Annotated in this window: 18 protein-coding genes; 14 read left to right on the top strand and 4 right to left on the bottom strand. The window is 63.9% G+C overall.

The features are described 5' to 3' along the window. Window positions 1-220 precede the first annotated feature (220 nt). Together KI241_RS13575 and KI241_RS13570 are read left to right on the top strand one after the other, a co-directional pair. Window positions 221-3,241 (top strand): autotransporter serine protease, encoded by a 3,021-nt coding sequence (locus KI241_RS13575; RefSeq protein ID WP_244868293.1) that lies wholly within the window; start codon window positions 221-223, stop codon window positions 3,239-3,241. A 162-nt stretch (window positions 3,242-3,403) separates the two neighbouring features. Then, a complete protein-coding gene (locus tag KI241_RS13570) occupies window positions 3,404-5,257 on the top strand; it encodes a polyurethanase (RefSeq protein ID WP_212803844.1) in 1,854 nt (617 codons plus the stop codon). An 85-nt stretch (window positions 5,258-5,342) separates the two neighbouring features. Here KI241_RS13570 and KI241_RS13565 read toward each other — a convergent pair whose 3' ends face one another. Next, a complete protein-coding gene (locus tag KI241_RS13565) occupies window positions 5,343-5,567 on the bottom strand; it encodes a YgdI/YgdR family lipoprotein (protein WP_042728837.1) in 225 nt (74 codons plus the stop codon). A 222-nt stretch (window positions 5,568-5,789) separates the two neighbouring features. On the opposite strand from KI241_RS13565, the gene KI241_RS13560 reads away from it, so the two are divergent. The 4 genes from KI241_RS13560 to KI241_RS13545 all read left to right on the top strand — a co-directional run bounded on the left by KI241_RS13560 (window position 5,790) and on the right by KI241_RS13545 (window position 12,447). Next, on the top strand, window positions 5,790-7,454 hold the full coding sequence (locus KI241_RS13560; protein ID WP_212803843.1) for a VRR-NUC domain-containing protein: 1,665 nt from the start codon (window positions 5,790-5,792) through the stop codon (window positions 7,452-7,454). After that, the gene (locus tag KI241_RS13555) at window positions 7,451-9,757 is read left to right on the top strand and encodes an ATP-dependent DNA helicase (RefSeq protein ID WP_212803842.1); all 2,307 of its coding nucleotides are present in this window, start codon (window positions 7,451-7,453) and stop codon (window positions 9,755-9,757) included. The genes KI241_RS13560 and KI241_RS13555 overlap by 4 nt, the downstream gene beginning before the upstream one ends. Before the next feature lie 102 nt (window positions 9,758-9,859). Beyond that, window positions 9,860-11,791: a PAS domain-containing sensor histidine kinase gene (locus KI241_RS13550; protein WP_047738658.1), complete on the top strand. Its 1,932-nt coding sequence runs from the start codon at window positions 9,860-9,862 to the stop codon at window positions 11,789-11,791. Window positions 11,792-11,910: 119 nt separating this feature from the next. Then, window positions 11,911-12,447: a hypothetical protein gene (locus tag KI241_RS13545; protein WP_042728833.1), complete on the top strand. Its 537-nt coding sequence runs from the start codon at window positions 11,911-11,913 to the stop codon at window positions 12,445-12,447. A gap of 3 nt (window positions 12,448-12,450) precedes the next feature. Here KI241_RS13545 and KI241_RS13540 read toward each other — a convergent pair whose 3' ends face one another. Next, on the bottom strand, window positions 12,451-13,785 hold the full coding sequence (locus KI241_RS13540) for a cation:proton antiporter (RefSeq protein WP_042728832.1): 1,335 nt from the start codon (window positions 13,783-13,785) through the stop codon (window positions 12,451-12,453). Between the two features lie 348 nt (window positions 13,786-14,133). Here KI241_RS13540 and KI241_RS13535 point away from each other — a divergent pair, with 348 nt between their 5' ends. The 4 genes from KI241_RS13535 to ligD are packed head-to-tail and all read left to right on the top strand — an operon-like array spanning window position 14,134 to window position 20,299. Next, on the top strand, window positions 14,134-15,519 hold the full coding sequence (locus tag KI241_RS13535) for an iron-containing redox enzyme family protein (protein ID WP_212803841.1): 1,386 nt from the start codon (window positions 14,134-14,136) through the stop codon (window positions 15,517-15,519). A 10-nt stretch (window positions 15,520-15,529) separates the two neighbouring features. After that, window positions 15,530-16,531, top strand: a complete 1,002-nt coding sequence (locus KI241_RS13530; protein ID WP_212803840.1) for a class I SAM-dependent methyltransferase — start codon at window positions 15,530-15,532, stop codon at window positions 16,529-16,531. Next, on the top strand, window positions 16,503-17,666 hold the full coding sequence (locus tag KI241_RS13525; RefSeq protein ID WP_212803839.1) for a carboxylate-amine ligase: 1,164 nt from the start codon (window positions 16,503-16,505) through the stop codon (window positions 17,664-17,666). Before KI241_RS13530 ends, KI241_RS13525 begins: the two co-directional genes overlap by 29 nt. Further along, window positions 17,663-20,299, top strand: coding sequence for a DNA ligase D (gene ligD, locus KI241_RS13520; RefSeq protein WP_212803838.1), 2,637 nt, complete (start codon window positions 17,663-17,665; stop codon window positions 20,297-20,299). The genes KI241_RS13525 and ligD overlap by 4 nt, the downstream gene beginning before the upstream one ends. Before the next feature lie 173 nt (window positions 20,300-20,472). Here the strand turns inward: ligD and KI241_RS13515 are convergent, their stop codons facing one another. Next, a complete protein-coding gene (locus KI241_RS13515) occupies window positions 20,473-21,084 on the bottom strand; it encodes a Yip1 family protein (RefSeq protein WP_212803837.1) in 612 nt (203 codons plus the stop codon). A gap of 166 nt (window positions 21,085-21,250) precedes the next feature. Between KI241_RS13515 and KI241_RS13510 the strand changes: the two genes are divergently transcribed. Genes KI241_RS13510 through KI241_RS13500 form a run of 3 tightly spaced genes read left to right on the top strand, consistent with a single transcriptional unit; the run spans window position 21,251 to window position 22,736 of the window. Further along, the gene (locus tag KI241_RS13510) at window positions 21,251-21,751 is read left to right on the top strand and encodes a CinA family protein (RefSeq protein WP_212803836.1); all 501 of its coding nucleotides are present in this window, start codon (window positions 21,251-21,253) and stop codon (window positions 21,749-21,751) included. 9 nt (window positions 21,752-21,760) lie between these two features. Continuing rightward, window positions 21,761-22,279, top strand: a complete 519-nt coding sequence (locus KI241_RS13505) for a hypothetical protein (RefSeq protein ID WP_212803835.1) — start codon at window positions 21,761-21,763, stop codon at window positions 22,277-22,279. A gap of 7 nt (window positions 22,280-22,286) precedes the next feature. Continuing rightward, window positions 22,287-22,736: a YetF domain-containing protein gene (locus KI241_RS13500; RefSeq protein ID WP_042732055.1), complete on the top strand. Its 450-nt coding sequence runs from the start codon at window positions 22,287-22,289 to the stop codon at window positions 22,734-22,736. Window positions 22,737-22,801: 65 nt separating this feature from the next. On the opposite strand, the gene KI241_RS13495 is transcribed toward KI241_RS13500, so the two are convergent. Continuing rightward, on the bottom strand, window positions 22,802-23,659 hold the full coding sequence (locus KI241_RS13495) for an SDR family oxidoreductase (protein WP_212803834.1): 858 nt from the start codon (window positions 23,657-23,659) through the stop codon (window positions 22,802-22,804). Window positions 23,660-23,783: 124 nt separating this feature from the next. On the opposite strand from KI241_RS13495, the gene KI241_RS13490 reads away from it, so the two are divergent. Then, window positions 23,784-24,188, top strand: coding sequence for a VOC family protein (locus KI241_RS13490; RefSeq protein WP_047739559.1), 405 nt, complete (start codon window positions 23,784-23,786; stop codon window positions 24,186-24,188). Window positions 24,189-24,361 lie beyond the last annotated feature (173 nt).

Genomic DNA, 24,361 nt, shown 5'->3' with positions numbered 1-24,361 from the left:
CTTGGTGGCGAGGGAGCTTGCTCCCGCTTGAGTGCGAAGCGCTCACAAGCAGGGGCTGTTGCACAGCCCAGCGGGAGCAAGCTCCCTCGCCACGGGGACCGGCATAGGTCAGCACAGGATTTTTGCAGCCACTAAGGAAGGTTCGTTGATGAAGACTGATAACAAAAAACAACCCGCAAGAACCCGTCGCGTGTTTGTGCCCAAGGCCCTCAACCACGCCATGCTCTGTGCACTGGCGAGCCTGGGCACGGCGCAGGCGGCGCCGTATGTCGAGGCGGGCAAGGCAGGCGATCCGGACAGTTGGCGCAGCAGCGAATTCAACGCCGAATGGGGCCTGGGCGCGATCAACGCCCAGCAGGCCTATGCCGCCGGCTACACCGGCAAGGGCGTGAAACTGGGGATCTTCGACCAGCCGGTGTATGCCGCCCACCCGGAGTTCTCCGGCAGCGATAAAGTCGTGACCCTGGTCACCAGCGGCATCCGCGAGTACACCGACCCGTACATTCCGGTGAAGGCCGGTGATCCGTTTCGCTACGACGGTTCGCCCACGGTCGGTTCCGACGGCAAGCTGGGCTCCCACGGCACCCACGTCGGCGGGATCGCCGCCGGCAGCCGCGACGGTGGGCCAATGCACGGCGTGGCGTTCAACGCACAGATCATCAGCGCCGACAACGGCGACCCCGGCCCCGAGGACGGCATCATCCTGGGCAACGACGGCGCGGTGTACAAGGCCGGTTGGGACGCGCTGATCGCCAGCGGCGCACGGATCATCAACAACAGCTGGGGCATCGGCATCACCGACCGCTTCGACCAGGGTGGGCGCGACCCGGCGTTCCCGCACTTCACCGTGCAGGACGCGCAGTTGCAATTCGACCAGATCCGCCCGCTGCTGGGGACCAAGCCGGGCGGCGCCTACGAGGGCGCCATCGCGGCGGCCCGCAGCGGCATCGTGACGATTTTCGCCGCCGGCAACGACTACAACCTCAACAACCCCGACGCCATCGCCGGCCTGGCGTATTTCGTGCCGGACATCGCCCCCAACTGGCTGACCGTCGCGGCGTTGCAGATCAACCCGGATACCACCAGCCCCGATCCCTACACCATCAGTACCTTTTCGTCGCGCTGCGGCTACACCGCCAGTTTCTGCGTCTCGGCGCCGGGCACGCGGGTCTACAGTGCGGTGATCGGCGGCACCAGCGCCGATGACCTGACCGTGGGCTACGGCAACAAGAGCGGCACCTCCATGGCCGCCCCCCATGTGGCCGGCAGCGTCGCCGTGTTGATGGAGCGCTTCCCGTACATGACCGGTGCCCAGGTTGCCAGCGTGCTGCGCACCACGGCCACCGACATGGGCGCGCCGGGCGTCGATGCGCTGTACGGCTGGGGCATGATCAACCTGGGCAAGGCCATCGACGGTCCGTCGATGTTGGTGACCGAGGCCGACATTCCCGAAGCGTTCCGGATCGACGGGGCCTACGGCGATGGCCAGTTCGTGGTCGACCTGCCGGGCATTGGCGCGACCATCGACGCCGGCAAGCCCACCGAGCGCGTGTGCAGCGGGATCCAGTGTGGCCTGGATGTCTGGCGCAACGACATCGCCGGCCACGGCGGACTGACCAAGGAAGGTCTCGGCACTCTGGTGCTGACCGGCGACAACCGCTACAGCGGGCCGACCCTGGTCAATGAAGGCCGACTGGCCGTCAACGGTTCACTGGCCTCGACGGTGACCGTCAATGACGGCGGCGTCCTCGGCGGCAACGGGCGCGTTGCCGGCCTGACCGCCAATCGCGGCGGCAGCGTGGCACCGGGCAACTCCATCGGCACACTGCAGGTGGCTGGAGACGTGACCTTCGAGCCGGGTTCGACCTACGCAGTGGAGGTTTCGCCGACCTCCAGCGATTTGATCGTGGCGGGCGGCAAGGCTTCCATCGACGGCGCTACGGTGTCGCTGTCATTGGAAAACAGCCCGACGCTGCTCACGGCCCGTGAGGTGAAGAGCCTGCTGGGCACGCAGTTCAACATCCTGCAGGCCGCCGGCGGTATCGACGGGCGTTTTGGCCAGGTCTTGCCCAATTACGCGTTTCTCGGCGGCGACCTGGCCTACAGCGCCAGTGGCATTCAACTGGCGGTCGAGCGCAACGCCGTGTCGTTCGCCAGCCTTGGCCTGACGCCCAACCAGCGCTCCGTAGCGACCGCCGCGGAGCAACTGGGCGCCGGCAACGGCCTTTACGAAGCCTTGTTGTTATCGCCCAGTGCCGCCGCGGCGCAGCAAGCCTTCCAGCAACTCTCTGGCGAAATCCACCCGGCTGTCGGCACGTTGCTGATCAACGACAGCCGCCACTTGCGTGAAGCCGTCGGTGATCGCTTGCGCCAGGACGCCTTGTATGACGCGAATACCCCGAGCACTGCCGACAGCAACGTCTGGGTCAAGGTGCTCGGGGCCTGGGGCAAGAGCGATGGCGGCAATGACAATGCCAGCGCCAACAGCTCCATTGGCGGGCTGCTGGTGGGGGCCGATGGGTTGATCGGCGAGCAGACTCGCCTGGGTGTCGTCACCGGCTACAGCGACAGTTCATTGAGCATGGGCGATGGCACGCACTCGTCGGCCAAGGCCGACAGCTATCACCTGGGCGCCTACCTGGGGCATGAAATCGACGCCGTGCGCCTTACCGTCGGCGGTGCCTACAGCTGGCATCGCATCGACGTCAAACGGGACGTGCAATGGGGTGATGTCAGCGGCCGGGAGAAAACCAAGCGCGACGCCCAGACCGCCCAGTTCTTCACCGAAGCCGCCTACCGCCTCGACGTGCAGCCGCTGGCCCTGGAGCCGTTTGCCAACCTGGCCTATGTGCATCTGGACAGCGACAGCTTCCATGAAAAAGGCGACAACGCCGCGCTGCGAGGTAACGACGACCGTCGCGATGCGCTGCTTTCGACCCTGGGTGTGCGAGCCAGCCGCAGCCTGGCGCTCTCGGAGAAACAGCAGCTGGAGCTCTCCGGCTCCCTCGGCTGGCAGCACAACTTGAGCAATACCCGTTCGGAACAGGACCTGGCCTTCGCCGGCAGCAGCAACACCTTTGCGGTGCAGAGCGTGTCCATGGACCGCAACGCCGCCGTGATCGGTGCCCGTGCCGGGCTGGCGGTGGCCAAGGATGTGCGGGTCAACCTGGACTACAACGGCCTGCTCGGATCCCGGGACAAAAGCCATGGCATGGGGCTGACGCTGGATTGGCAGTTCTGATCAGGTAAGGCAGTCCCTGTGGCGAGGGGATTTATCCCCGCTGGCTGCGCAGCAGCCCCAACCACAGGCGACTGCTTCGCAGTCGAACGGGGATAAATCCCCTCGCCACAACGATTTCCTACGTTTTTCCGCATTCCAACAACAAAAAAGAGGCAGCAGGACATGGGTATCTATGACTACAAGACCTTCGGCACCGAGGCGTCCAAAGCCCTGGTCGGCGATGCGATGGCGATCATGTTGTACTCCTACCACAACCTCGACAACGGGTTCGCCGCCGGTTACCAGCAATACGGCTTCGGCACCGGCCTGCCGGCGACCCTGGTGACCGCGCTGCTCGGCGGCACCGACTCGCAAGGGGTGATTCCCGGCGTGCCGTGGAACCCCGATTCGGAAAAACTGGCCCTGGACGCATTGCACAAGGCCGGCTGGACGCCCATCAGCGCGTCGCAACTGGGCTACACCGGCAAGGTCGACGGGTGCGGTACGTTCTTCGGCGAAAAGGCCGGCTACACCACCGCCCAGGTAGAAATCCTGGGTAAGTACGACGCCGCCGGGCAGTTGACCGAGATCGGCGTGTCGTTTCGCGGGACCAGCGGCCCACGGGAGAACCTGATCGGCGACTCCATTGGCGACGTGATCAATGACGTGATGGCCGCGCTGGGGCCCAAGGACTATGCCAAGCACTACGCCGGCGAAGCCTTCGGCACGCTACTCGGCGACGTCGCCCGGTTTGCCCAGGCTCATGGCCTTGGCGGCGAAAACATCCTGGTCAGCGGGCATAGCCTCGGCGGGTTGGCGGTCAACAGCCTGGCCGACCTGAGCACCAGCCAGTGGTCCGGGTTCTACAACAACGCCAACTACATCGCCTACGCGTCGCCGACCCAGAGTAGCACCGACAAGGTGCTGAACATCGGTTACGAAAACGACCCGGTGTTCCGGGCGCTGGACGGCTCGACGTTCAACCTGGCGTCGGTGGGCGTGCACGACGTGCAGCAGGCCTCGGCGACCAACAACATCGTCAGCTTCAATGATCACTACGCCTCGACCGCGTGGAACGTGCTGCCGTTTTCCATCCTCAACATCCCCACCTGGATCTCCCACCTGCCCACCGGTTACGCCGATGGCATGGGCCGGATCATCAGCTCGGCGTTCTACGACCTTACGCAAAAAGACTCGACCATCGTCGTCGCCAACCTGTCGGACCCGGCCCGCAGCAACACCTGGGTGCAAGACCTCAACCGCAACGCCGAGGCCCACACTGGCAGCACGTTCATCCTCGGCACCGACAAGGACGACCTGATCCAGGGCGGCCAGGGCAACGACTACCTGGAAGGCCGTGCCGGCAATGACACCTTCCGCGACGGCGGAGGCTACAACGTGATACTGGGCGGGCAGGGCCACAACAGCCTGCATCTGCAGCAGTCGGTGCACGACTTCACCTTTGCCAGCGATGGTGCCGGAACGTTGTACGTGCGCGATGCCCACGGCGGGATCAGCATCACCCGCGACATCGGCACGCTGGTGAGCCAGGAACCTGGATCGTTGTGGGGCATGCTCAAGGACGAGGTCAGCCACAGCGTCACCGCCAATGGCCTGTTGGCCGGCGGCAACCTGACGGCGTACGCGTCAGCGGTCAAGGGCACTGCGGGCGATGACAGTCTCGTGGCCCACGCGACGGGCGACTGGCTGTTCGGTCACGCCGGCAACGACCGGCTGCTGGGCGGCGCGGGCGACGACACATTCGTGGGGGGCACCGGGAACGACGTCATGCAATCGGGCGGTGGACGTGACACGTTCATTTTCAACGGTGCATTCGGCCAGGATCGCATCAGCGGTTTCGACGCGGGCGACAAGCTGGTGTTCATCGGTGTGCAGGGGGCCGGGGAAGGGGATGACTATCGACAGCACCTGTCCCAGGTCGGCAGCGACACGCTGCTGCAAGTGGGGGACAGCTCGGTGACCCTGGTGGGTGTCGGGGTTGGGCAGGTGGGCGGTGAGGGTATCGTGTTCGCCTGATGACCCGGCATGGACGGTGACTGAGTAACCTGCGACGAGGCGCTTGCTCACACTCAAGCGCGAGCAAGCGCCTTCGCCACGGTGATCAATCTTCCTTGCGGATCGTTGCCACGTCGTCGGCGCGCACGCGGATCTTCTTGCCGGCGATGTCTTCGAACTCGTAGAACCCATCGGAGGTACGGGTATTGGGGGTGTCCTTGGTCAGGTACTGGGTACCGTTCTGCAAGGTCACCACGGTGGGCGACGCGCAACCGGCCAATGTCAGGAAGGCCACGGCGGCCAGGGGCAGGCTCAGAAACCTGATGTTCATATCCAAACCTCTCGATCAAAAGAACCACGGCCCAGCTGATTCGACTGCGCCATCACATAGCTAACCGCCATTGGTCCCGCTCTCTGTAGGAAAGTTCATCACTTAACGAAGGATTTCATCTCTAAATATAGGGGACCGTTCATCTTTTGCAGTTGCCTGGGGTGTTCGTAGCTGCTATCTGTATGCATAACCAGTATTCCAGCATCCGTGGCGCTTCTTCCCGTGACAGCCAGTTCCCTCGACGATCCCTTTTATTACCTGAACAACTTTCAGCAAGTGCTGGGCTGGCTGACGCAGCGGTATGCCGACGTGCTCAGCTTCGAAGAGCAGCGCTTCGTCGACGATTTTGCCTCGACGCCCCGGGCGTCCCAGGGTTTGTTGGTGCGGATGGTCATGCGCAAGGGGCTGCGGTTTCGCCACAGCAAGCTCAACTACCCGGAAATCGGTGAGATTGGCCTGGCGGTGCAACCGTTGCTGGCCTTGGGTTGGGTCGAGGACCAGGCCGAGTTGGAGGTTGCCGAGTTGTTCGACGTGCTGCTGAAGGCAGAGATCCTGCAGTGCCTCGGGCACCTGATCGAACAACCCAAGGCGAAGAAGGCTGAATGGCTCCTGGCCGTCGCCGAGCGAGCCGACCCGCCGCAGGCGTTCCACGCCTGGTGTCCGCAGCTTGACGACCGACTCTACAGCCTGACGATCATGCCGCTCTGTGACCGCTTGCGGCTGATGTTCTTCGGCAATCTCTACCAGGACTGGTCGGAATTCGTCCTGGCGGACCTGGGCATCTTCACCTACGAAAGCGTCGAATTCAGCGCCGAGTCCCGCGGCCTGCGCAACCGCCAGGACGTCGACGCCTGTGTGTTCCTCCATGAGTGTCAGCAACGCTTCGAAGCCGGCGAGCCGCTGGAAGCGATCGTCGCCCAGGTCAATGCCCTGACCTTGGACAATCCGTGGCTGGAGCGCCGGCGCGGCAAGTTGCTGTACCAGTTCGGCGAGCAGGGCGAACGCATGGGCGATTTTGCCTTGGCCTTGTGTATCTACCGTGAATGCACCTACCCCGGCGCACGGTTGCGGATGATCCGCGTGCTGGAGCGCATCGGCGAATATGCCCTGGCCCTGGAACTGGGCGAGGCGGCGGCACAGGCACCGCAAAGCGCCGCCGAAACCCAGGCCCTGCTCAGGATCGTGCCGCGGCTGCGCCGCAAGCTTGGCGGGCCGCCGGTGCCGCGTGCCCTGGCCCGTGAAGTGCAGCGGCTGGAGTTGCAACTGCCCAGGGTCGACCAGACCCTGTCGGTGGAGTATCACGTCCAGGCTCACCTGCACGATGACGCCGCCCCGGTGCATTACGTCGAGAACAGCCTGATCAACTCGCTGTTCGGCCTGCTGTGCTGGCCGGCGATTTTCGCGCCGCTGCCGGGGGCATTTTTCCACCCGTTCCAGCGTGGGCCGGTGGACCTGCTCAATGAAGACTTCCATGCCCGTCGGGCCGAGCTGTTCGCGGCGTGTTTTGCCGAGCTGGACGATGGCCGCTATCGGCACACCATCCTGGGTCGTTTTGCCGAGAAGTGGGGCGTACAGTCGCCGTTCGTGTTCTGGGGTGCGTTGTCCGAGACATTGCTGGAACAGGCCCTCGACTGCTTGCCGGCCGAACACCTCAAGCACTGGTTCAGCCGATTGCTGTTGGACATCAAGGCCAACCGCGCCGGCATGCCGGACCTTATCCAGTTCTGGCCGCAGCACAAGACCTACCGCATGATCGAGGTCAAAGGGCCGGGGGATCGGCTGCAAGACAATCAATTGCGCTGGCTGGAGTTCTGCCATGAGCACCGCATGCCCGTCGCAGTGTGCTACGTGCAGTGGCTGCCAGAAGGTGCGGAGCAGGGCGCATGAACCCCGCGCCAAGCTACAGCATTGCGGTGCGGGCCTTGTGTGAGTTCACCGCCAAGGTGGGTGATCTCGACCTGCGCTTCACGCCGTCGCCCACGGCCCTGGAAGGCATCGCCGGCCATCGCACCGTGGCGTCGCGGCGCAGCGAGGTCTATCAGGCCGAGGTTAGCCTGGAAGGGCGCTACCAGACGCTGAACGTCAAAGGCCGCGCCGATGGCTACGATCCGGCGCGCAACTGCCTTGAAGAAGTGAAGACCTATCGCGGCGACCTGGCCAGGCAACCGGCCAACCACCGGCAGTTGCACTGGGCCCAGGCGAAGATCTACGGCTGGTTGATGTGCCAGAGGTTGCAGCTTTCGCGCATCGACGTGGCACTGGTGTACTTCGACGTCGTCAGCGAAAAGGAAACCTGCCTCACGCAGGGGTTCGAGGCCGGCGAGCTTCTGGCGTTCTTCGAAGCGCAATGTGCGCTGTTCCTGGCCTGGGCCGAGCAGGAAATGGCCCATCGGCACGCCCGCAACCTGGGGGCGCAGTCCCTGGCCTTTCCCCATGCCGACTTTCGGCCCGGGCAACGGCACCTGGCCGAGTCGGTGTTCAAGGCCGTGAGCACCGGGCGTTGCCTGATGGCCCAGGCGCCCACCGGCATCGGCAAGACCGTCGGCACGCTGTTCCCGATGCTCAAGGCCCTGGCGCCGCAGCAGTTGGACAAGGTGTTCTTCCTCACGGCGAAAACCCCAGGGCGCAAGCTGGCGCTGGACGCCGCCCAGGTCATCACCCGAAGCGCCCCGTCAATGCCGCTGCGGGTGCTGGAGATGGTTGCCCGGGACAAGGCCTGCGAGCATCCGGACAAAGCCTGCCATGGTGAATCCTGCCCGTTGGCCCAGGGCTTCTACGACCGTCTGCCGGCGGCGCGGGTGGCCGCGAGCCAGGTGAGCCTGCTTGATCAGGCGGCGTTGCGCGAAGTCGCGCTGGCCCACGGGATCTGCCCGTACTACCTGAGCCAGGAAATGGCCCGCTGGGCCGACGTGGTGGTGGCCGACTACAACTACTATTTCGACTTCAGTGCCTTGCTTTTCGGCCTGGCCCAGGCCAATGGCTGGACGGTCGCGACCTTGGTGGACGAAGCCCATAACCTGGTCGAGCGCGGCCGGCAGATGTACAGCGCGACCCTGGATCAGGTGACCTTGGCCACGGTGCGTAAAACCGCGCCCGAGGCCCTGAAGAAGCCGCTGGAACGGGTCAATCGCCAGTGGAACGCCTTGCATGCACCACAAGTGGCGGCGTACCAGGCGTATGAACGACTGCCGGACAAACTCCTGCAAGCCCTGGCCACCTGCACCACGGCCATTGGCGATTACCTCAACGAGCACCCCCAAGGGCTGGACGGTGACTTGCAGGCGTTCTATTTCGATGCCCTGCAGTTTGGCCGGGTGGCCGAGTCGTTCGACGAGCAGTTTCTGTTCGACATCCATAAGCGCGAGTTCGGCCGCCAGCGCAGCGGCTCGACCCTGTGCCTGCGCAACGTGGTGCCGGCCGGGTTCCTGCGGCCAAGGCTCACCGCGGCCCGCAGCAGCGTGCTGTTTTCCGCGACCTTGAGTCCGCGGCACTATTACGCCGACCTGTTGGGCACACCGGCCGAGACGGTGTGGATCGACGTTGAATCACCGTTCCAGGCCGATCAGTTGGACGTTCAGGTCGTCAGCCGGATTTCCACGCGCTTCGCCCACCGCCAGGCGTCTCTGGAGCCGATTGTCGCGTTGATGGCTCGCCAGTTCAGCGCGCGTCCGGGCAATTACCTGGCGTTTTTCAGCAGTTTCGATTACCTCCAGCAAGTCGCCGGGCTGTTTGCCGAGCGGCACCCGGAGATCGTCACGTGGGCACAATCGCGCGGCATGGGTGAAGCCCCGCGGCAGGCCTTCCTCGACCGGTTCATGGAGCACAGCCAGGGCATCGGTTTCGCGGTGCTTGGCGGGGCGTTCGGCGAGGGCATCGACTTGCCCGGCTCGCGCCTGATCGGTGCATTCATCGCCACCCTGGGGCTGGCGCAGCTCAACCCGGTCAATGAGCAGATCAAGCAGCGCATGGCGGCGATCTTCGGCGATGGCTATGACTACACTTACCTGTACCCTGGCCTGCAAAAAGTCGTGCAGGCCGCCGGGCGCGTCATTCGCACCCAGCAGGACCGTGGCGTGGTGATGCTCATCGACGACCGGTTCGGCGAGGCGCGCGTGCAGCAGTTGCTGCCACGTTGGTGGTCGGTGAACCCGGAGCAATCCGGCACCCGGCGGATAGGTGCAGGAAACTGAAGCCTGCCGGCCAGCGGGAATCCTGTGTGGGAGGCAATAGTTTTTCATGGCGCGCGACTTGCCCCATACTTCGAAAAAATCCACACGGATGCCTCGGCCCACATGCTTGAGAATACCCCCCAGTCGCCGCGCATAAACCAGGAGCAGCGCTTTCGCCTGCTCATCGACGCTGTGGTCGACTACGCGATCTACATGACCGACCCCTCGGGCATCATCACCAGCTGGAACTCCGGTGCCCGGCGTTTCAAGGGGTATGAGGAAGCGGAGATCCTGGGTGAGCATTTTTCGCGTTTCTACACGGATCAGGATCGCGCCGCCGGCCTGCCGCAGCGGGCGCTGGAGACGGCCGTGCGCGAGGGGCGTTTCGAGGGTGAGGGCTGGCGAGTGCGTAAGGACGGCACGCTGTTCTGGTCCCATGTGGTCATCGACCCGATCATCGACAGCCAGAGCGGTGAACTGCTCGGGTTCGCCAAGATCACCCGCGACCTCACCGATCGCAAGATGGCCGAGGAAACCCTCAAGCAGAGCGAGCAGCAGTTCCGCCTGCTGGTGCAAAGCGTCACCGACTACGCCATCTACATGCTCGGTCCTGATGGCCAGGTCACCAACTGGAACCAGGGCGCGCAACGCATCAAGGGCTATCTGCCGGCCGAAGCCATCGGCCAGCATTTTTCGATGTTCTATACCCCCGAGGACCGCGCCGCCGGTGAACCGCAGCGGGCGCTGAGCATCGCCGCCAGCGAGGGGCGTTTCGAAAAGAAGGGCTGGCGCGTGCGCAAGGACGGTACGCGTTTCCTTGCCCACGTGGTCATCGATGCGATCCGCAGCGACACCGGGACCCTGCTGGGGTTTGCCAAGATCACCCGCGACATCACCGATGCCACCCAGGCGCAGCAGGCCCTCGAACAGGCCCGCGAGGCGCTGTTCCAGTCGCAGAAACTGCAAGCCATCGGCCAGCTTACCGGCGGCATCGCCCACGACTTCAACAACCTGCTGACGGTCATCCTCGGCAACCTGGAAATCGTGCGCAAGCGCATGCCGGACGATCCGAAACTGGCTCAATTGCTCGACAACGCGACCCAGGGCGCGTTGCGCGGCGTATCGCTGACCCAGCGGATGCTGGCGTTCGCCCGGCGGCAGAAGCTGAGTGCCGAGTCGGTCGAGTTGCCGGTGCTGGTGCAGGGCATCAGCGGCTTGCTGCAAAGCTCCATGGGCCCTTCGATCCACATCCAGACTCGCTTCACCGAGGCGCTGTCGCCGGTGCTGGCCGATGTCAACCAGTTGGAGTTGGCGATCCTCAATCTGGCGACCAATGCCCGGGACGCGATGCCCCATGGCGGTAGCATCCTGATCGCCGCCGACGAGCGCCTGGCCACCGAGGCCGGGGCGCAGGCGTCGTTGAAGCCGGGGCGCTACGTCTGCCTGTCGATTACCGATGAAGGCGAGGGCATGGATGAGGCCACGCTGGCCTCGGCCGTGGAGCCATTCTTCACCACCAAAGGGGTCGGCAAGGGCACGGGCCTGGGATTGTCCATGGTGCACGGCCTGGCCGAGCAGTTGGGTGGCCGCCTGATCCTCGAAAGCCAGAAGGGCGTGGGCACCAGCGCGCAGTTGTGGTTGCCACTGGCCGATAGCGCAGCGTCGGAGAAGGCCGTGGTCGAGGCGCAGGCAGCGCCTACCCCTCCTGAGTTGCTGGTGCTGGTGGTCGATGACGACAGCCTGGTGCTGACCAGTACCCGCCTGTTGATCGAAGACCTCGGGCACCGGGTCTTGTGCGCGCATTCAGGGTCGCAGGCGCTGGAACTGCATGAGCGCAACCCGGACATCGACCTGGTGATCACCGACATGGCCATGCCGCAGATGGACGGCGCCCAACTGGCGAAGTTACTGCGCGACCGGCAGCCGGACCTGCCCATCATCCTCGCCACCGGCTACGCCGAACGCCTGGAAGGCTTCGCCAGCCAATTGCCGCGCCTGACCAAGCCGTTCAAGCAGATCGACCTGGTGCAGGTCATCGGGCAGGCAATGAATTAGGCGGAGGCTTGGCCAGGCCCTTTTGGCAAGCGTGCACTGCCTCTGGTCCATTGCCTTGAACTTGCCCGGCGGCGCGGGTTTCCAACGAACCTCATTTGCCACCAGCGACCCTTCACGCAATGCCCAGAATATTGACCGGCCAGACGCCGGAAGAAGAATTGAGCGAACACAATGCCAAGCTGTTCGGCTCGCCCAAGGAACGACTGGATTTCTATCGGCGTGAAATCCAGTACGAAACCAGCATCCTCGCCAATCGGACCGATGCCTACCTGGCCGCCCAATCCTTCCTGGTGATTGCCTTTGCCTCGTGCATGGCCAACCTGAACCCGGAGTGGGGCAAGTTGTTCACCCTGATCGTGCCGCCGTTCCTGGCGCTGCTGGGGTTCCTGAGTTCACTCAATGCCTGGCCGGGGATTCGAGCGGCCTACGAGATCATCGACCACTGGCACTTCAAGCAGAGCGAACTGCTGCGCGCCGAGCCGGTCATGGGTTTGGTCTACGACGAGTCGCCGTTGTTCAGCGAGCGGGAATCGACCCACAAGGGGTATCGCAAGTCGCTGCTGTTTTCTGTGCGCACACCGTGGATCTTCGCCACGTTCTGGGTGCTGCTGGGGGTGTATGCGGTGCTGATCCAGGTGACGGATCCGATCGGCTGAGGGTCAGCCGGTTTTCTGCCGTTCGTACCACGCCAGGGTGGGCTGGGTACTGACCCCATGAACCAGGATGCTCAAGGCCACCACCGACAACGTGAGGTTGATGCACAGCTGCGCCGCTTGTGGCGCCAGGTCATGGTTCAAGGCGAAGAACAGGTAGAACAGGCTACCGATGCCGCGAATGCCGAACCAGCCGATCAACAGCCGTTGCGGTGCGTCCAGCAAGCGGCCCCAAGGCATGAGTAACACGCTCAACGGGCGAATGACGGCGAAGAGCAGGGCGCCGATGGCCAGGGCGCGCCAGTCCCAATGGGTGGCGAGTACCACCCCGAGCAGCGTCACCAGGAACACCTCCATCGCCCGCTCCACCAGGCTGCCGAAAGCCAGCATGTCACTCATCATCACCCCGGCAGCCACCTGGCCGTCGCCCAGGGACTGGGTATCGCCGAGCACCGCCTCGCGCGGATCGACGGCCTCATGGCCTACCACCGGTTGCACCAGGTGCTCCGCTGGTGGCGCATCTTCTTCATCGGTGGATTGCACCTCGGCCTGGCGCAGCCCGAGGCCGGCGGCAAACACCGAGAGAAAGCCATAGGCATGCACGGACTCGGCGGCGACATAGGCCAGGGCAATCAGCGCCAAGGCCAGGTAATCGTTGGGTGACAGCGTGCTGTCGGCGTTCTTGATGCGCATCGACAGGGTCAGCTTACCGATCCCGCGTCCCATCCAATAGCCGATCAGCAGGCCCGCCGGCACCGCCCACAGGACATTGCGCAAGGCCCACTCGCCGACAAAGCCACCGTCTTCACGCAGCATCAACAGCCCAAGGATCACGAATGGGAAGGCCGAGCCGTCGTTCAGGCCGGCTTCACCGGAGAGGCCGAAACGCACCCGGTCGTCATCCCGCGCATCGTTGACCTGCACCAGGGCCGCCAGCACCGGGTCAGTGGGCGCCAACATCGCGCCGATCAACATCGACACACCCCAGCTAAGGCCGAACAGGTAGTGCAGGGTCAGGCACAGGCCCGCAATGGAAAGGATCATCACCGGGCCCGCCAACCCATAGGCAACGCGCCAGGTCCGGTTCTTGAAGGGCAGGCGCAGCTTGAGGCCGCTGACGAACAGCGAGAACACCACCGCGATCTCCGTGAGATGCTCCATCCAGACGGACGAGTCGGTGATGTCCAGCTTCAGCAAACCCAACCCCGCCGGCCCGATGGCAACGCCCAGCACCAGGCACATGGCTGACGTGGTGACCGGCATCCAGCGCAGGTAGGACGACGTGAGGGCCAACGTCAACAACACGGCACCGAGCACCGCTACCCACACTGTGAAGATCATGGTTGCTCCTTGGGTGTCGGACAGGTCAGCCGCGATGTTCATTCAAGCTGGCAGAAATTGTGGCGAGGGGATTTATCCCCGTCGGGTTGCGAAGCGACCCTAAGATCTTGCAGCTCTGTATGCCCGGATGCCTTGGGGCCGCTTTGCAGCCCAGCGGGGATAAATCCCCTCGCCACAGGTTCCGTTATTCTTTCGAGGCCTGGAGCGAAGCGAGGGTTCCCACTAAAACGGCACCGCCCCGTTTATCCGGCGGCCTGTTCATCGGAGGGAATTTTTCGTCGCACGCGGGGCTCTGCACCTTAAGAGACGTGCTGAATCAGCGTCCTGCCGTGAACCAATGAGGCCCTTATGACTGCGCTGACACCCCTCCAATCCCGGCCAGCCACCCTCCATCCCGTCAGGGATGCCGGGCAGGTGCGCCAATGCTATGAACGGCTGCTCCAGGGCCCCGACGATGCGGACAAACACGCCGTCGCACAGGCCTTCATCCAGTCGTGCCTCGAACAGGCCCGGGCCTTGCCCCAGGAAACCCCCGACGAGCCGCAGGCCCTGCAAGCCTGGGTCGAAGCCCACAGCGCCGGTGTAGCCCGGCAATACGCCGATTACCTGGAACGGCGCAAAAGCGGCGGCCCGCGGGAGTACTTCAGCGGCAAGGCCCACGCGCTGTATTTCCTGCAAGCCGTGGCGCCGACCAAATTGGTGGACGGTGCCTGGCTGTACGGCGTATTGAAACATTGGCAAGACCACCGGTTCGACGGCCTGCTGTGCACGTACCTGGAGGAGCTGGGCGACGGCCATCCGGCGCAGAACCATGTGGTGATCTACCGCAAGCTGCTCGCCGAACACGGTTTGGTCGATACCCCGGACATCGGCGATGAGCGCTACCTGCAAGGGGCTGTGCAACTGGCGCTGGGCTACGCCGGCGATGAGTACCTGCCGGAAGTGATTGGCTACAACCTGGGCTACGAGCAGTTGCCCCTGCACCTGTTGATCAGCGCCTACGAGCTGAGCGAACTGGACATCGACCCGTACTATTTCACCCTCCACGTGACCATCGACAACGCCAGCACCGGCCATGCCCAGAAGGCCGTGCAGGCATTGATGCAATTGATGCCGATGGCGGCGGATCGCGAGGCGTTCTGGCAGCGGGTGACCCTGGGGTATCGGCTCAATGACCTGGGCCAAGGCAGCCGGGCGATCATCGAATCGTTCGACCTCGACCGTGAAGTGCTGGACATGCTCGAACGCAAGCGCCCGTTCGGCCAGCACATGCATTCCGATTACTGCAAGTTCGAAGGCAAGACCGTCAACCAGTGGCTGGCGGCCCCCGGCCAATTGGAAGGCTTCCTTGAGGCGATGCAGAACAAGGGCTGGATCAAGCGCCACCAGGATCCGCAGGGCAGCCGCTTCTGGATGCTGATCGAAGGCGCAGGGGCGGCGATGTTCGGTGTGTTCAGCCCCTATGAGAAGCAATTGCTGCACGACTGGATCGCCGGTGACTGGTTGCACAAGAGCGAGCGCAACCGTCCGCGCCGCAGCTTCGGCACCACCAGCGAACCGCAGACGCCAGTCGACGACCCCGATGTGCAAAGCCTGCAACAGACGCTGCGCAGCCAGTCCCCCGATGAGCAGATGCAGACCTTGATGCCCTGGCTCTCGGCACGCTGTCACAGCCATCCGGCCGGGCTGCTGGCCACGCGTCGTTTCATCGAACTCAAGTCCGCCATTCGCTAGGGAGCCCTGCATGAATCAGGAAGATCGCCTGTCCACCTCCGACCTGGCGCTGTTGCAACTGGGGCGGCGCCTGCAAGCCGACGGTTACCGCTTCATCACCCCGACGCCGTTGACCCATGAACGGGTCAACCAACGGCCCGGCAACGAGTACTCCAAGACCCTGCGGGATGTGTTCGGCTGGTCGCGGCCGTTTGCTCCCGGGCTGATTTCGGCCGATGAGCAGCGCCAATTGCAAGAAGCCGAGGTGCTGGAGGAGCGCGATGGTTTGCTGCGCAGCCGAGTGCGCTGGTCGAGCCTGGACGGCTTGTTGTTCGTCCATTCGCAATTTCCCACCCAGGCCAGTGACGCGGTGTTCTTCGGCCCGGACAGCTACCGGTTCGCCCAACTGATCCATGCCCACCTGCAACAGAGTTTCACGGCGGTGCATCGTGCCGTGGACATCGGCTGTGGCGCCGGTGTCGGCGCCATCGTGATCGCCCGGGCCCGGCGCGAGGCCCAGGTGCTGGCGCTGGACATCAACCCCCTGGCCTTGCGCCTGACAGCGGTGAATGCCGCCCTGGGCGAGGTGGCCAATGTCGAGATTGCCCGCAGCGACGTCCTCCAGGATGTGGAGGGCGATTTTGACCTGATCGTCGCCAATCCACCGTACATGGCTGACCCGTCGGAACGTGCCTATCGTCATGGCGGCGGTGTGCTGGGCGCCGGGCTGTCGCTGCGCATCGTCGAGCAGGCCTTGCCCCGGCTGACCCCCGGCGGCTCGCTGGTGCTCTACACCGGCGTGGCGATGGTCGATGGCCGTGACCCGTTCCTGGAAGCGCTGGAGCCTTGGCGCGACTCGGCGGAATTTGGCTGGACCTACAAGGAACTGGACCCGGACGTCTTCGGCGAGGAACTGCTGACGCCGGGTTACCGGGAGGTGGAAAGGATCGCCGTGGTGGCGTTGGTCGTGACCCGCATTGGCGCGGGTATCGGAGGGATTATCGATGAACAGGCGTCTGAAGTTCGGCATTGAAGAGGAATACTTCGTCACCGACCTGCAAACCCGGTGCATGCCCACCCAGCCGCCTGCCGAGGCAGTGGCGGCATGCCGGGCCGAGCTGGGCGAGCATTTCGCCCATGAGATGTTCCTCAGTCAGGTCGAGATGGCGTCGCCCATCTTCCTCAGCCTGGACGCGGCCGCCGACTACCTGACCCAGGTGCGCAGCGGCCTGACCCAGCGCCTGGCGCCGTTCGGCCTGGGCCTGCTCAGCGCCGGCTCCCATCCGATGGTCACTCAGGGCTTGCAGCCCACGGATGAACTGCATTTCCAGCAACTGTTCGATGATTACCAACGGGTGGCACGGCGCAGCGTGCTGTCGGGCCTGCATGTGCATGTCGAGGTGCCGGTGGACCGTGACCGGGTGCGGGTGATGAACGAGATCCTGCCGTGGTTGCCGATGTTTCTCGCGTTGAGCGCTTCCTCACCGTTCTGGAACGGCGCCTACACAGGCTTCAGCAGTTACCGCCAGGTGGCCTGCGATGAATGGCCACGCATGGGCGTGCCGGAATATTTCCAGGACGAATTGGCGTTTGCCGGGTACGTCAACCTGCTCATGCGCACCGGTTCGATTCATCAGCCCAGCGATTGCTGGTGGATCCTGCGACCGTCATCGCGCTACCCCACGCTGGAGTTGCGCATCTGCGATGCCTGCCCGCGGGTCGAGGACGTGTTGTGCCTGGTCTCGTTGTTCCGGGTGATGGCGGCCCACGCCATCGACCAGCCCCAGCCGGGCGCCGGGTACAGCCTGACCTCACACTGGACCCTCAAGGAAAACCGCTGGAGGGCCAAGCGTCACGGCATCCTCGCCGAGTTCATTGCCGAAGGGCAGGAGCAGCCCATGCTCATTGGCGAATGGCTGACCGTGGCCGAGCAGACCTTCGGTGAAACCGCCGCCGAGCTGGGCTGCCAGGAGGTATTCAAGCAGGCACGGCGCATCGTCCAGGAAGGCACCAGCGCCGACCGTCAGATCGTGCTCTACGAACAAGGCCTGTTGCTGGGCGACTCCGTGGAGCAGGCCTTGAGCCGGGTGGTCGATCAATTGGTGTCGGAGAGCGCCGGGCTGCCGGTGGCCGACCCGACGCTGCAACACGTCGCAGGTGGACCATGAGCGCCAAGACCCTTGACGACTACAACCGCATGCGAGATTTCGGCGCCACCTCGGAACCGGCGGCGAAGCGGCGTCCGCGCAAGTCAGCGAAAACCACCCACGCCTTGCAGTTCTGCATTCAGAAGCACGACGCCTCGCGACTGCATTACGACTTCCGCCTGGAACTGGATGGCGCGCTCAAGAGCTGGGCCGTGCCCAAGGGGCCGTCGCTGGACCCCAAGTCCAAGCGCCTGGCGGTTCACGTCGAAGACCACCCGCTGGACTACGCGACTTTCGAAGGCAACATTCCCGAAGGACATTACGGCGCGGGGGATGTCATCGTCTGGGACCGGGGCGTATGGATTCCCCAGGGCGATCCCCATGAAGCGTATGAGAAGGGCCGGCTCAAGTTCGAACTGCAAGGCGAAAAGCTCGCCGGCCTGTGGAACCTGGTGCGCACCCACATGCCCGGCAAGCAGGAGCAGTGGTTCCTGATCAAGCACCAGGACGACGCCGCGCGCCCCGAAACTGAATACGACGTGGTCCAGGCCGAACCGGACAGCGTGCTCAGCGAGCGCACCCTGGTGCCCAGGCGGCGGGGCAAGGCCGCCGCGGCGAAAACGATCAAGCAACCGGAGAAAGCCCAGGCAAAACCGCTGAAAAAGCGCGGCAAGACCACCCTTGACGGTGCAGTGGCCGGCCCCCTCCCCGAAACCCTCAAGCCGGAACTGGCGACGCTGGTCGAAAGCGCCCCCGACGGCGAGTGGCTCTATGAAATCAAGTTCGACGGTTATCGGATCATGGCGCGGATCGACCACGGTGGAGTGCGCCTGATCACTCGCAACGGCCATGACTGGACCCACAAATTGCCCACACAGGCCGAGGCCCTGGCGGCGCTGGGGCTGGAGTCGGCCTGGCTCGACGGCGAGATGGTGGTCGCCAATGAGCACGGTGTGCCGGATTTCCAGGCCCTGCAGAATGCCTTCGACGCGGGCAGCAGCGGCCAGATCGCCTACTACCTGTTCGACCTGCCTTATCTCAACGGCATGGATTTGCGCAACGTCCCGGTGCAAGACCGCCGCACGGCGCTGCAAGCCGTGCTACAGGCCAATGACAGCCCCTTGCTGCGTTTTTCCGATGCGTTTGAGCAAACCCCTGAAGCGCTGCTCAACAGCGCCTGCCAGATGCAGATGGAAGGGCTGATCGGCAAGCGCATCGGCAGCGTCTATACCTCCCGCCGCAGCAGTGACTGGATCAAGCTCAAATGCAAGAATCGCCAGGAGTTCGTGGTGATCGGATTCAGCGAGCCGAAGGGCGCCCGCAGTGCCTTCGGCGCTTTGCTGTTGGGGCTGCACGACGCCGACAGCGGCCAGTTGCGCTACGCCGGCAAGGTTGGCACCGGGTTCAACGAAGCGACCCTCAAGAGCATCCACCAGCAACTGCTGCCCCTGGAGCGTAAGAAGCCTGCTGTCATCAACCCGCCGACCGGTTACGAAGCCAAGGGCGTGCATTGGTTGGAGCCGACCTTGCTGGCCGAAGTCGCCTTCGCCGAGATGACGAAGGAAGGCTCGGTGCGCCACGCCGTGTTCCATGGCTTGCGCGACGATAAACCGGCCAAGGCCATCACCCAGGAGCTAGCCAAACCTGTGGACAAGACCGCCGCCCAAAAAACCACCGCCAAGCGCCCATCCCAGAGCGACGCGAAGCCCGCCACCAAATCCAAGGCAAAAGCCAAGGACAAGGCCGGCGACACGTCGGCCTTGGACGGCAAGGTACGGATCACCCACCCCGATCGCGTCATCGATGCGACCACCGGCACCACCAAGCGGCAGTTGGCCGAGTATTACGCCAGTGTCGCCGAGTTCATCCTGCCGGAACTGGCCGAGCGCCCGGTCGCACTGGTGCGTGCACCGGACGGCATTGCCGGCGAGCTGTTCTTCCAGAAAAACGCCGAGCGCCTGGCGATTCCCGGCATCACCACCCTGGACAAGGACGTCACCGGGCAGCCGGTGATGATCATCAACAATGCGCAAGCGCTGATTGGCGCGGTGCAGATGAGCACCGTGGAACTGCACACCTGGAACGCGACGACGGTGGACCTGGACAAGCCCGACCGCTTTGTCCTCGACCTCGACCCGGACCCGGCGCTGCCATGGAAGCGCATGGTGGAAGCGACGCAACTGACCCTGTCGGTGCTCGATGAGCTGGGTCTCAAGGCGTTTCTCAAGACCAGTGGTGGCAAGGGCATTCACATTGTCGTCCCGCTGACTCGAAAAGCCGGATGGGACGAGGTCAAGGATTTCAGCCACGCCATTGTCAGCCACATCGCCAAGCTGCTGCCAGACAGGTTCTCGGCCGTCTCGGGTCCGAAGAACCGGGTCGGGCGGATCTTCATCGATTACCTGCGCAACGGCCTCGGCGCCACGACGATCTGCGCCTACGCCGTGCGTACCCGCGAAGGGCTGCCGGTGTCGGTGCCGATCTACCGCGACGAGGTGGCGCAACTCAAAGGGGCGAACCTGTGGAACGTGCACAATGTCCATGAGCGGCTGGCGGAGGTCGGGCATGAGCCCTGGGCCGACCTGAAGAAAACCCGCCAGAGCATCACGGCGGACATGCGCCGACGGATAGGCATGAAGAAAACGGCCAAGTAGAGGCCAGGCTTCCTGCGGGGAGGGCTTATGTGGCGAGGGAGCTTGCTCCCGCTGGGGGACCACAGCGGCCCCTCTGATAGTTTTATGCCCTCATGGGGCCGCTGCGCAGCCCAGCGGGAGCAAGCTCCCTCGCCACACTCGCCACACTCGCCACATAAGCAGCCCCTCTGTGATCAACCCACCGGCACCCGCAGGTACTCCGGCTGCAACACGTTGAACCAGAGCAGGATCATTTCCACCAGGATGGTCACCAGCACCAGCAAGCCGACGCCCCACACACAGGCCGAGTAGAGCAGCCCTTGTTCCTTCCTGAGGTTCATGAACCGCGGCAGGCCGACGAAGAGCAGGAACGTCGAGTAGGCCGACGCGGCCAGCAACACGGCCACCGCCAGCCAACGGCTCGGATAGAGCCCGGAAATGCCGGCCAGGAAATACGGCGTGGCGGTGTAGGCGGCAAAACCGATGCACTGGTTGAGGGACGGGCGCGCGTCAAAGGTACGGGACATCCAGCGAATGAACACCCCCATCAGCGCCACGCCGGCGACGATGGTCAGGTACAGCAATACGCACAGTTGCAGGGCGCTAGCCTGGGTCAGCCGTACGGTTTCGTTTTCCGCCAGGCCCCAGCCGGTCCAGGTGATACCGATGAACAGGCAGGCGGCCGGAATCAAGGCCAGCAACAGCAAGTGCGCCAGGTAATGACGCGGGTGAGCTTGCTCTTCTTGGCGAATGTCCTTCCAGGCAAACTCAGGGTGGGTGAACAGTTTGACGAAAAGTGCAGACATGACGACCTCCTGATCGTGACAGCCTCAGCGTGAGGCCCTGAAATTTTGAGGTGCACCGCGCGCCCGAGGTTTCATTTATTTGGCCCGCGCAGGCGACCTCCGATCAGACGGAATGAATTGGTGGCCATGGGGTCAACCCATCAGCACCCTTGGAGGATCGTGTGCCATGACAGTTGCCCGGAGGATGGTTGATTACTTGCGTGAGCACGACTTGCGCCTGACCACGGCCGAGTCCTGCACCGCCGGCCTGATCGTCACGATACTGGCCGAAATACCGGGCAGTGGGTCGCTGATCGAGAGCGGCTATGTGGTGTATTCCCCCGAGGCGAAGCAGCGACTGCTGGGCGTCAGCCCGCGGACCATCGACACCTTCAATCTCACCAGTTGTGAAGTGGCCGAGGAAATGGCCCTCGGCGCGCTGCACGATGCCGACGCCAACGTGGCCGTGGCCACCACCGGCATCCTTGGGCCGGACGACATGGACGGCATTCCGGCCGGCACCGTCTGTTTCGCCTGGGCCTTCGAAGTGCACGGCAGGCGAGCATTGTTCAGCCGCCGGGAACGCTTCTTCGGCAGTCGCAACCAGGTGCAGTTGTGCGCCGCCGAGCATGCGCTGCTGCAACTGCGGCATTTCCATCAACGCGCCCTGGCGGGTGAATCGAGATAGGTGGACGCCATGCCCCGGCACAGCGAGCCAGAGGATTTTCACAGCCGCACGTTTCCGGTGCGCGAAGACATGGCCTATCAACTCAAAGTCTGGCGGTTCGAGCGGGTCGGTTGGTATGGACTGGTGCTGCTGGTGATCCTGACGTTGCTCGGCCTGTTTTCCCGTGGGCCGTTGAGCTCTCGCGAGGTGCGAAGCGACGATGGCGGGCTCACCGTCGAGTATGAAAGGTTCCACCGTAACCGTTCCACCAACCCGCTGACTGCTCACCTCAAGGGCGCGCCCAACGCAGTGCTCGAAGTGGAGTTGGGTGGCGATTGGCTAGAAGGCTTTGACGTCGAGGCCTTGCAGCCCCAACCCTTGCGTTCGGCGGCCGCGGGTAAAGGTATGAAGTTCTGGGTGCAGGCCGACGCCCAGGGCCAGGCTACCCTTTATCTGTCCGTCCTCAGCGATGGCCTGGGAACCTACCACAGCCGCATCGCCATCCCCGGTGGCCGCTCAGTCAGTTTCGAACAGTTCGTTTTCCCTTAGGTGACCTATGGATTCCGTGTTGCGCGCCGCCGCGATCTATGTGGCATTGCTGGTCCTGTTCAAGATTGCCGGCCGCCGCTCGCTGGCGGAAATCACCACCTTCGATTTCGTGCTGCTGATGATCATTGGCGAGGCGACGCAGCAAGCGCTGTTGGGCGACGATTTCTCGCTGACCAACTCGCTGATGGTGATCGTCACGTTGATTGCCATCGATGTCGGCTTGTCGCTGCTCAAGCTGCGCTCCAGGTGGGTATCGCAATTGATCGACGGCGGGCCGACCATAATTGTCGAGGACGGTCGGATACTGCATGGTCGCCTGCGCCATGCACGGTTGGTGGAGGAAGACATCATGGAGGCGGCGCGCGCGAGCCAGGGCATCGAGACCCTGGAGCAGATCAAGTTTGCGATTATCGAGCGCAACGGGAAGATCTCGGTGATTGCCAGGGAGTCAGCCTGAGCGCGACCCCTAGCCTGACGAGCGAGCTGTGTGGCGAGGGAGTCCCCCTCGCCACGGGTTACCGATCAGAGAATCGGCTTGCCGCCCGTAATGCCATAGCGCGAACCGGAAATGTAGCTGGACTCATCCGAGGCCAGCAGTACATAGATCGGCGCCACTTCCACCGGTTGCCCCGGCCGGCCCAGCGGGGTCTGGGAGCCGAAGTTCTGCACCTCTTCCTCGGGCATGGTCGCCACGATCAGCGGGGTCCAGATCGGCCCCGGCGCCACGCTGTTCACCCGTATGCCCTTGGGCCCCAGCATCTGGGCCAGGCCACCGGTGAAGTTGGCGATGGCGCCCTTGGTGGTGGCGTAGGCCAGCAGTGTCGGCTTGGGCATGTCGGAGTTGACTGAGCTGGTGTTGATGATCGACGCCCCGGCCTTCAGGTGGGGCAGGGCCGCCTGGCAGATCCTGAACATCGAAGTGATGTTGATATCGAAGGTGCGCATCCATTCCTCGTCGGGGATGTCCTCAAGGTTTTCGTGGGTCATCTGGAACGCCGCGTTGTTGACCAGGACGTCGATGCGGCCGAACCGCGCGACGGTCTCGTCGACCACGCGGCGGCATTGAGCCTTGTCTGCCAGGTCGCCCGGCAGCAGCAGGCATTGGCGGCCTGCCTGTTCGACCCAGCGCGCCGTTTCCTGGGCGTCCTCGTGTTCATCCAGGTAGGAAATCGCCACGTCGGCGCCTTCCCGGGCAAACGCAATCGCCACGGCGCGACCGATGCCGCTGTCGGCCCCGGTAATCAGGGCTATCTTGTTCGCCAGGCGTCCGGAGCCGCGGTAGCTCTGCTCGCCACAGTCGGGGTAAGGGTCCATTTTTCGTTGGGAGCCGGGCACAGGCTGGCTTTGTTTCGGAAAAGGTGGGGTAGGGTAGTCGACCATGATCGTTCTCCATGCGGGATGTGGTTGCAATGGAGGGTGGACGTTGGGCCTCGGGCAGAGTTCGGTTGGATTGTCAGACGGGTCGATGAGCTGCACGGTGGATGAAATCGAAGAGGAGGTAGGCATGTTCAGTCATGTGATGATCGGCGCACGCGACTTGGCGAAAATGGTCGCCTTTTACGATGCGGTGCTCGGTACCCTGGGCCTGGTGCGCATGCCCAGTGAAAACGACACGGGCCCGCCCGGCGAGGGCTGGCAGCAACCTGGCAGGCCATGGCCGCTGGTGTTCGTGCAGGAGCCGTTCAACGGGCTGCCCGCCACCTGGGGCAATGGCATGCAGGTCAGTTTCGCCGCCGACTCACCGCAAACCGTGCGCGCCGCGTGGGAACAGGCGCTCGCCATGGGCGGCTGCGACGAAGGCGCGCCAGGCCTGCGCGCGCATTATTCGCCCGGATACTTTGGGGCGTATTGTCGGGATCCGGAAGGCAACAAGCTGTGCTTCGTGCATGCGCCGGACCTACGGGTGTGAGCGCAATTTTCAGCCCCTTGGATGGCGAGGGAGCAGCCCCTCGCCACCGCCTTCAGCCCCTAGGCTATGTACGAAATAGCTTGAAACTTGGCTATGCGGCGTTAAAAACCGGCTCGGAATGCTCATTGACAACCAGTCAACTGCGCTTCCAAGCCGGTTTTTGCCTTGCCTAA

It is taken from the genome of Pseudomonas sp. Cab53 (genome assembly GCF_018325965.1).
GTDB lineage: Bacteria > Pseudomonadota > Gammaproteobacteria > Pseudomonadales > Pseudomonadaceae > Aquipseudomonas > Aquipseudomonas chlororaphis_E.
Note: the sequence above shows the minus strand (reverse complement) of the source record. Positions and strands in the feature narration are given on the sequence as shown.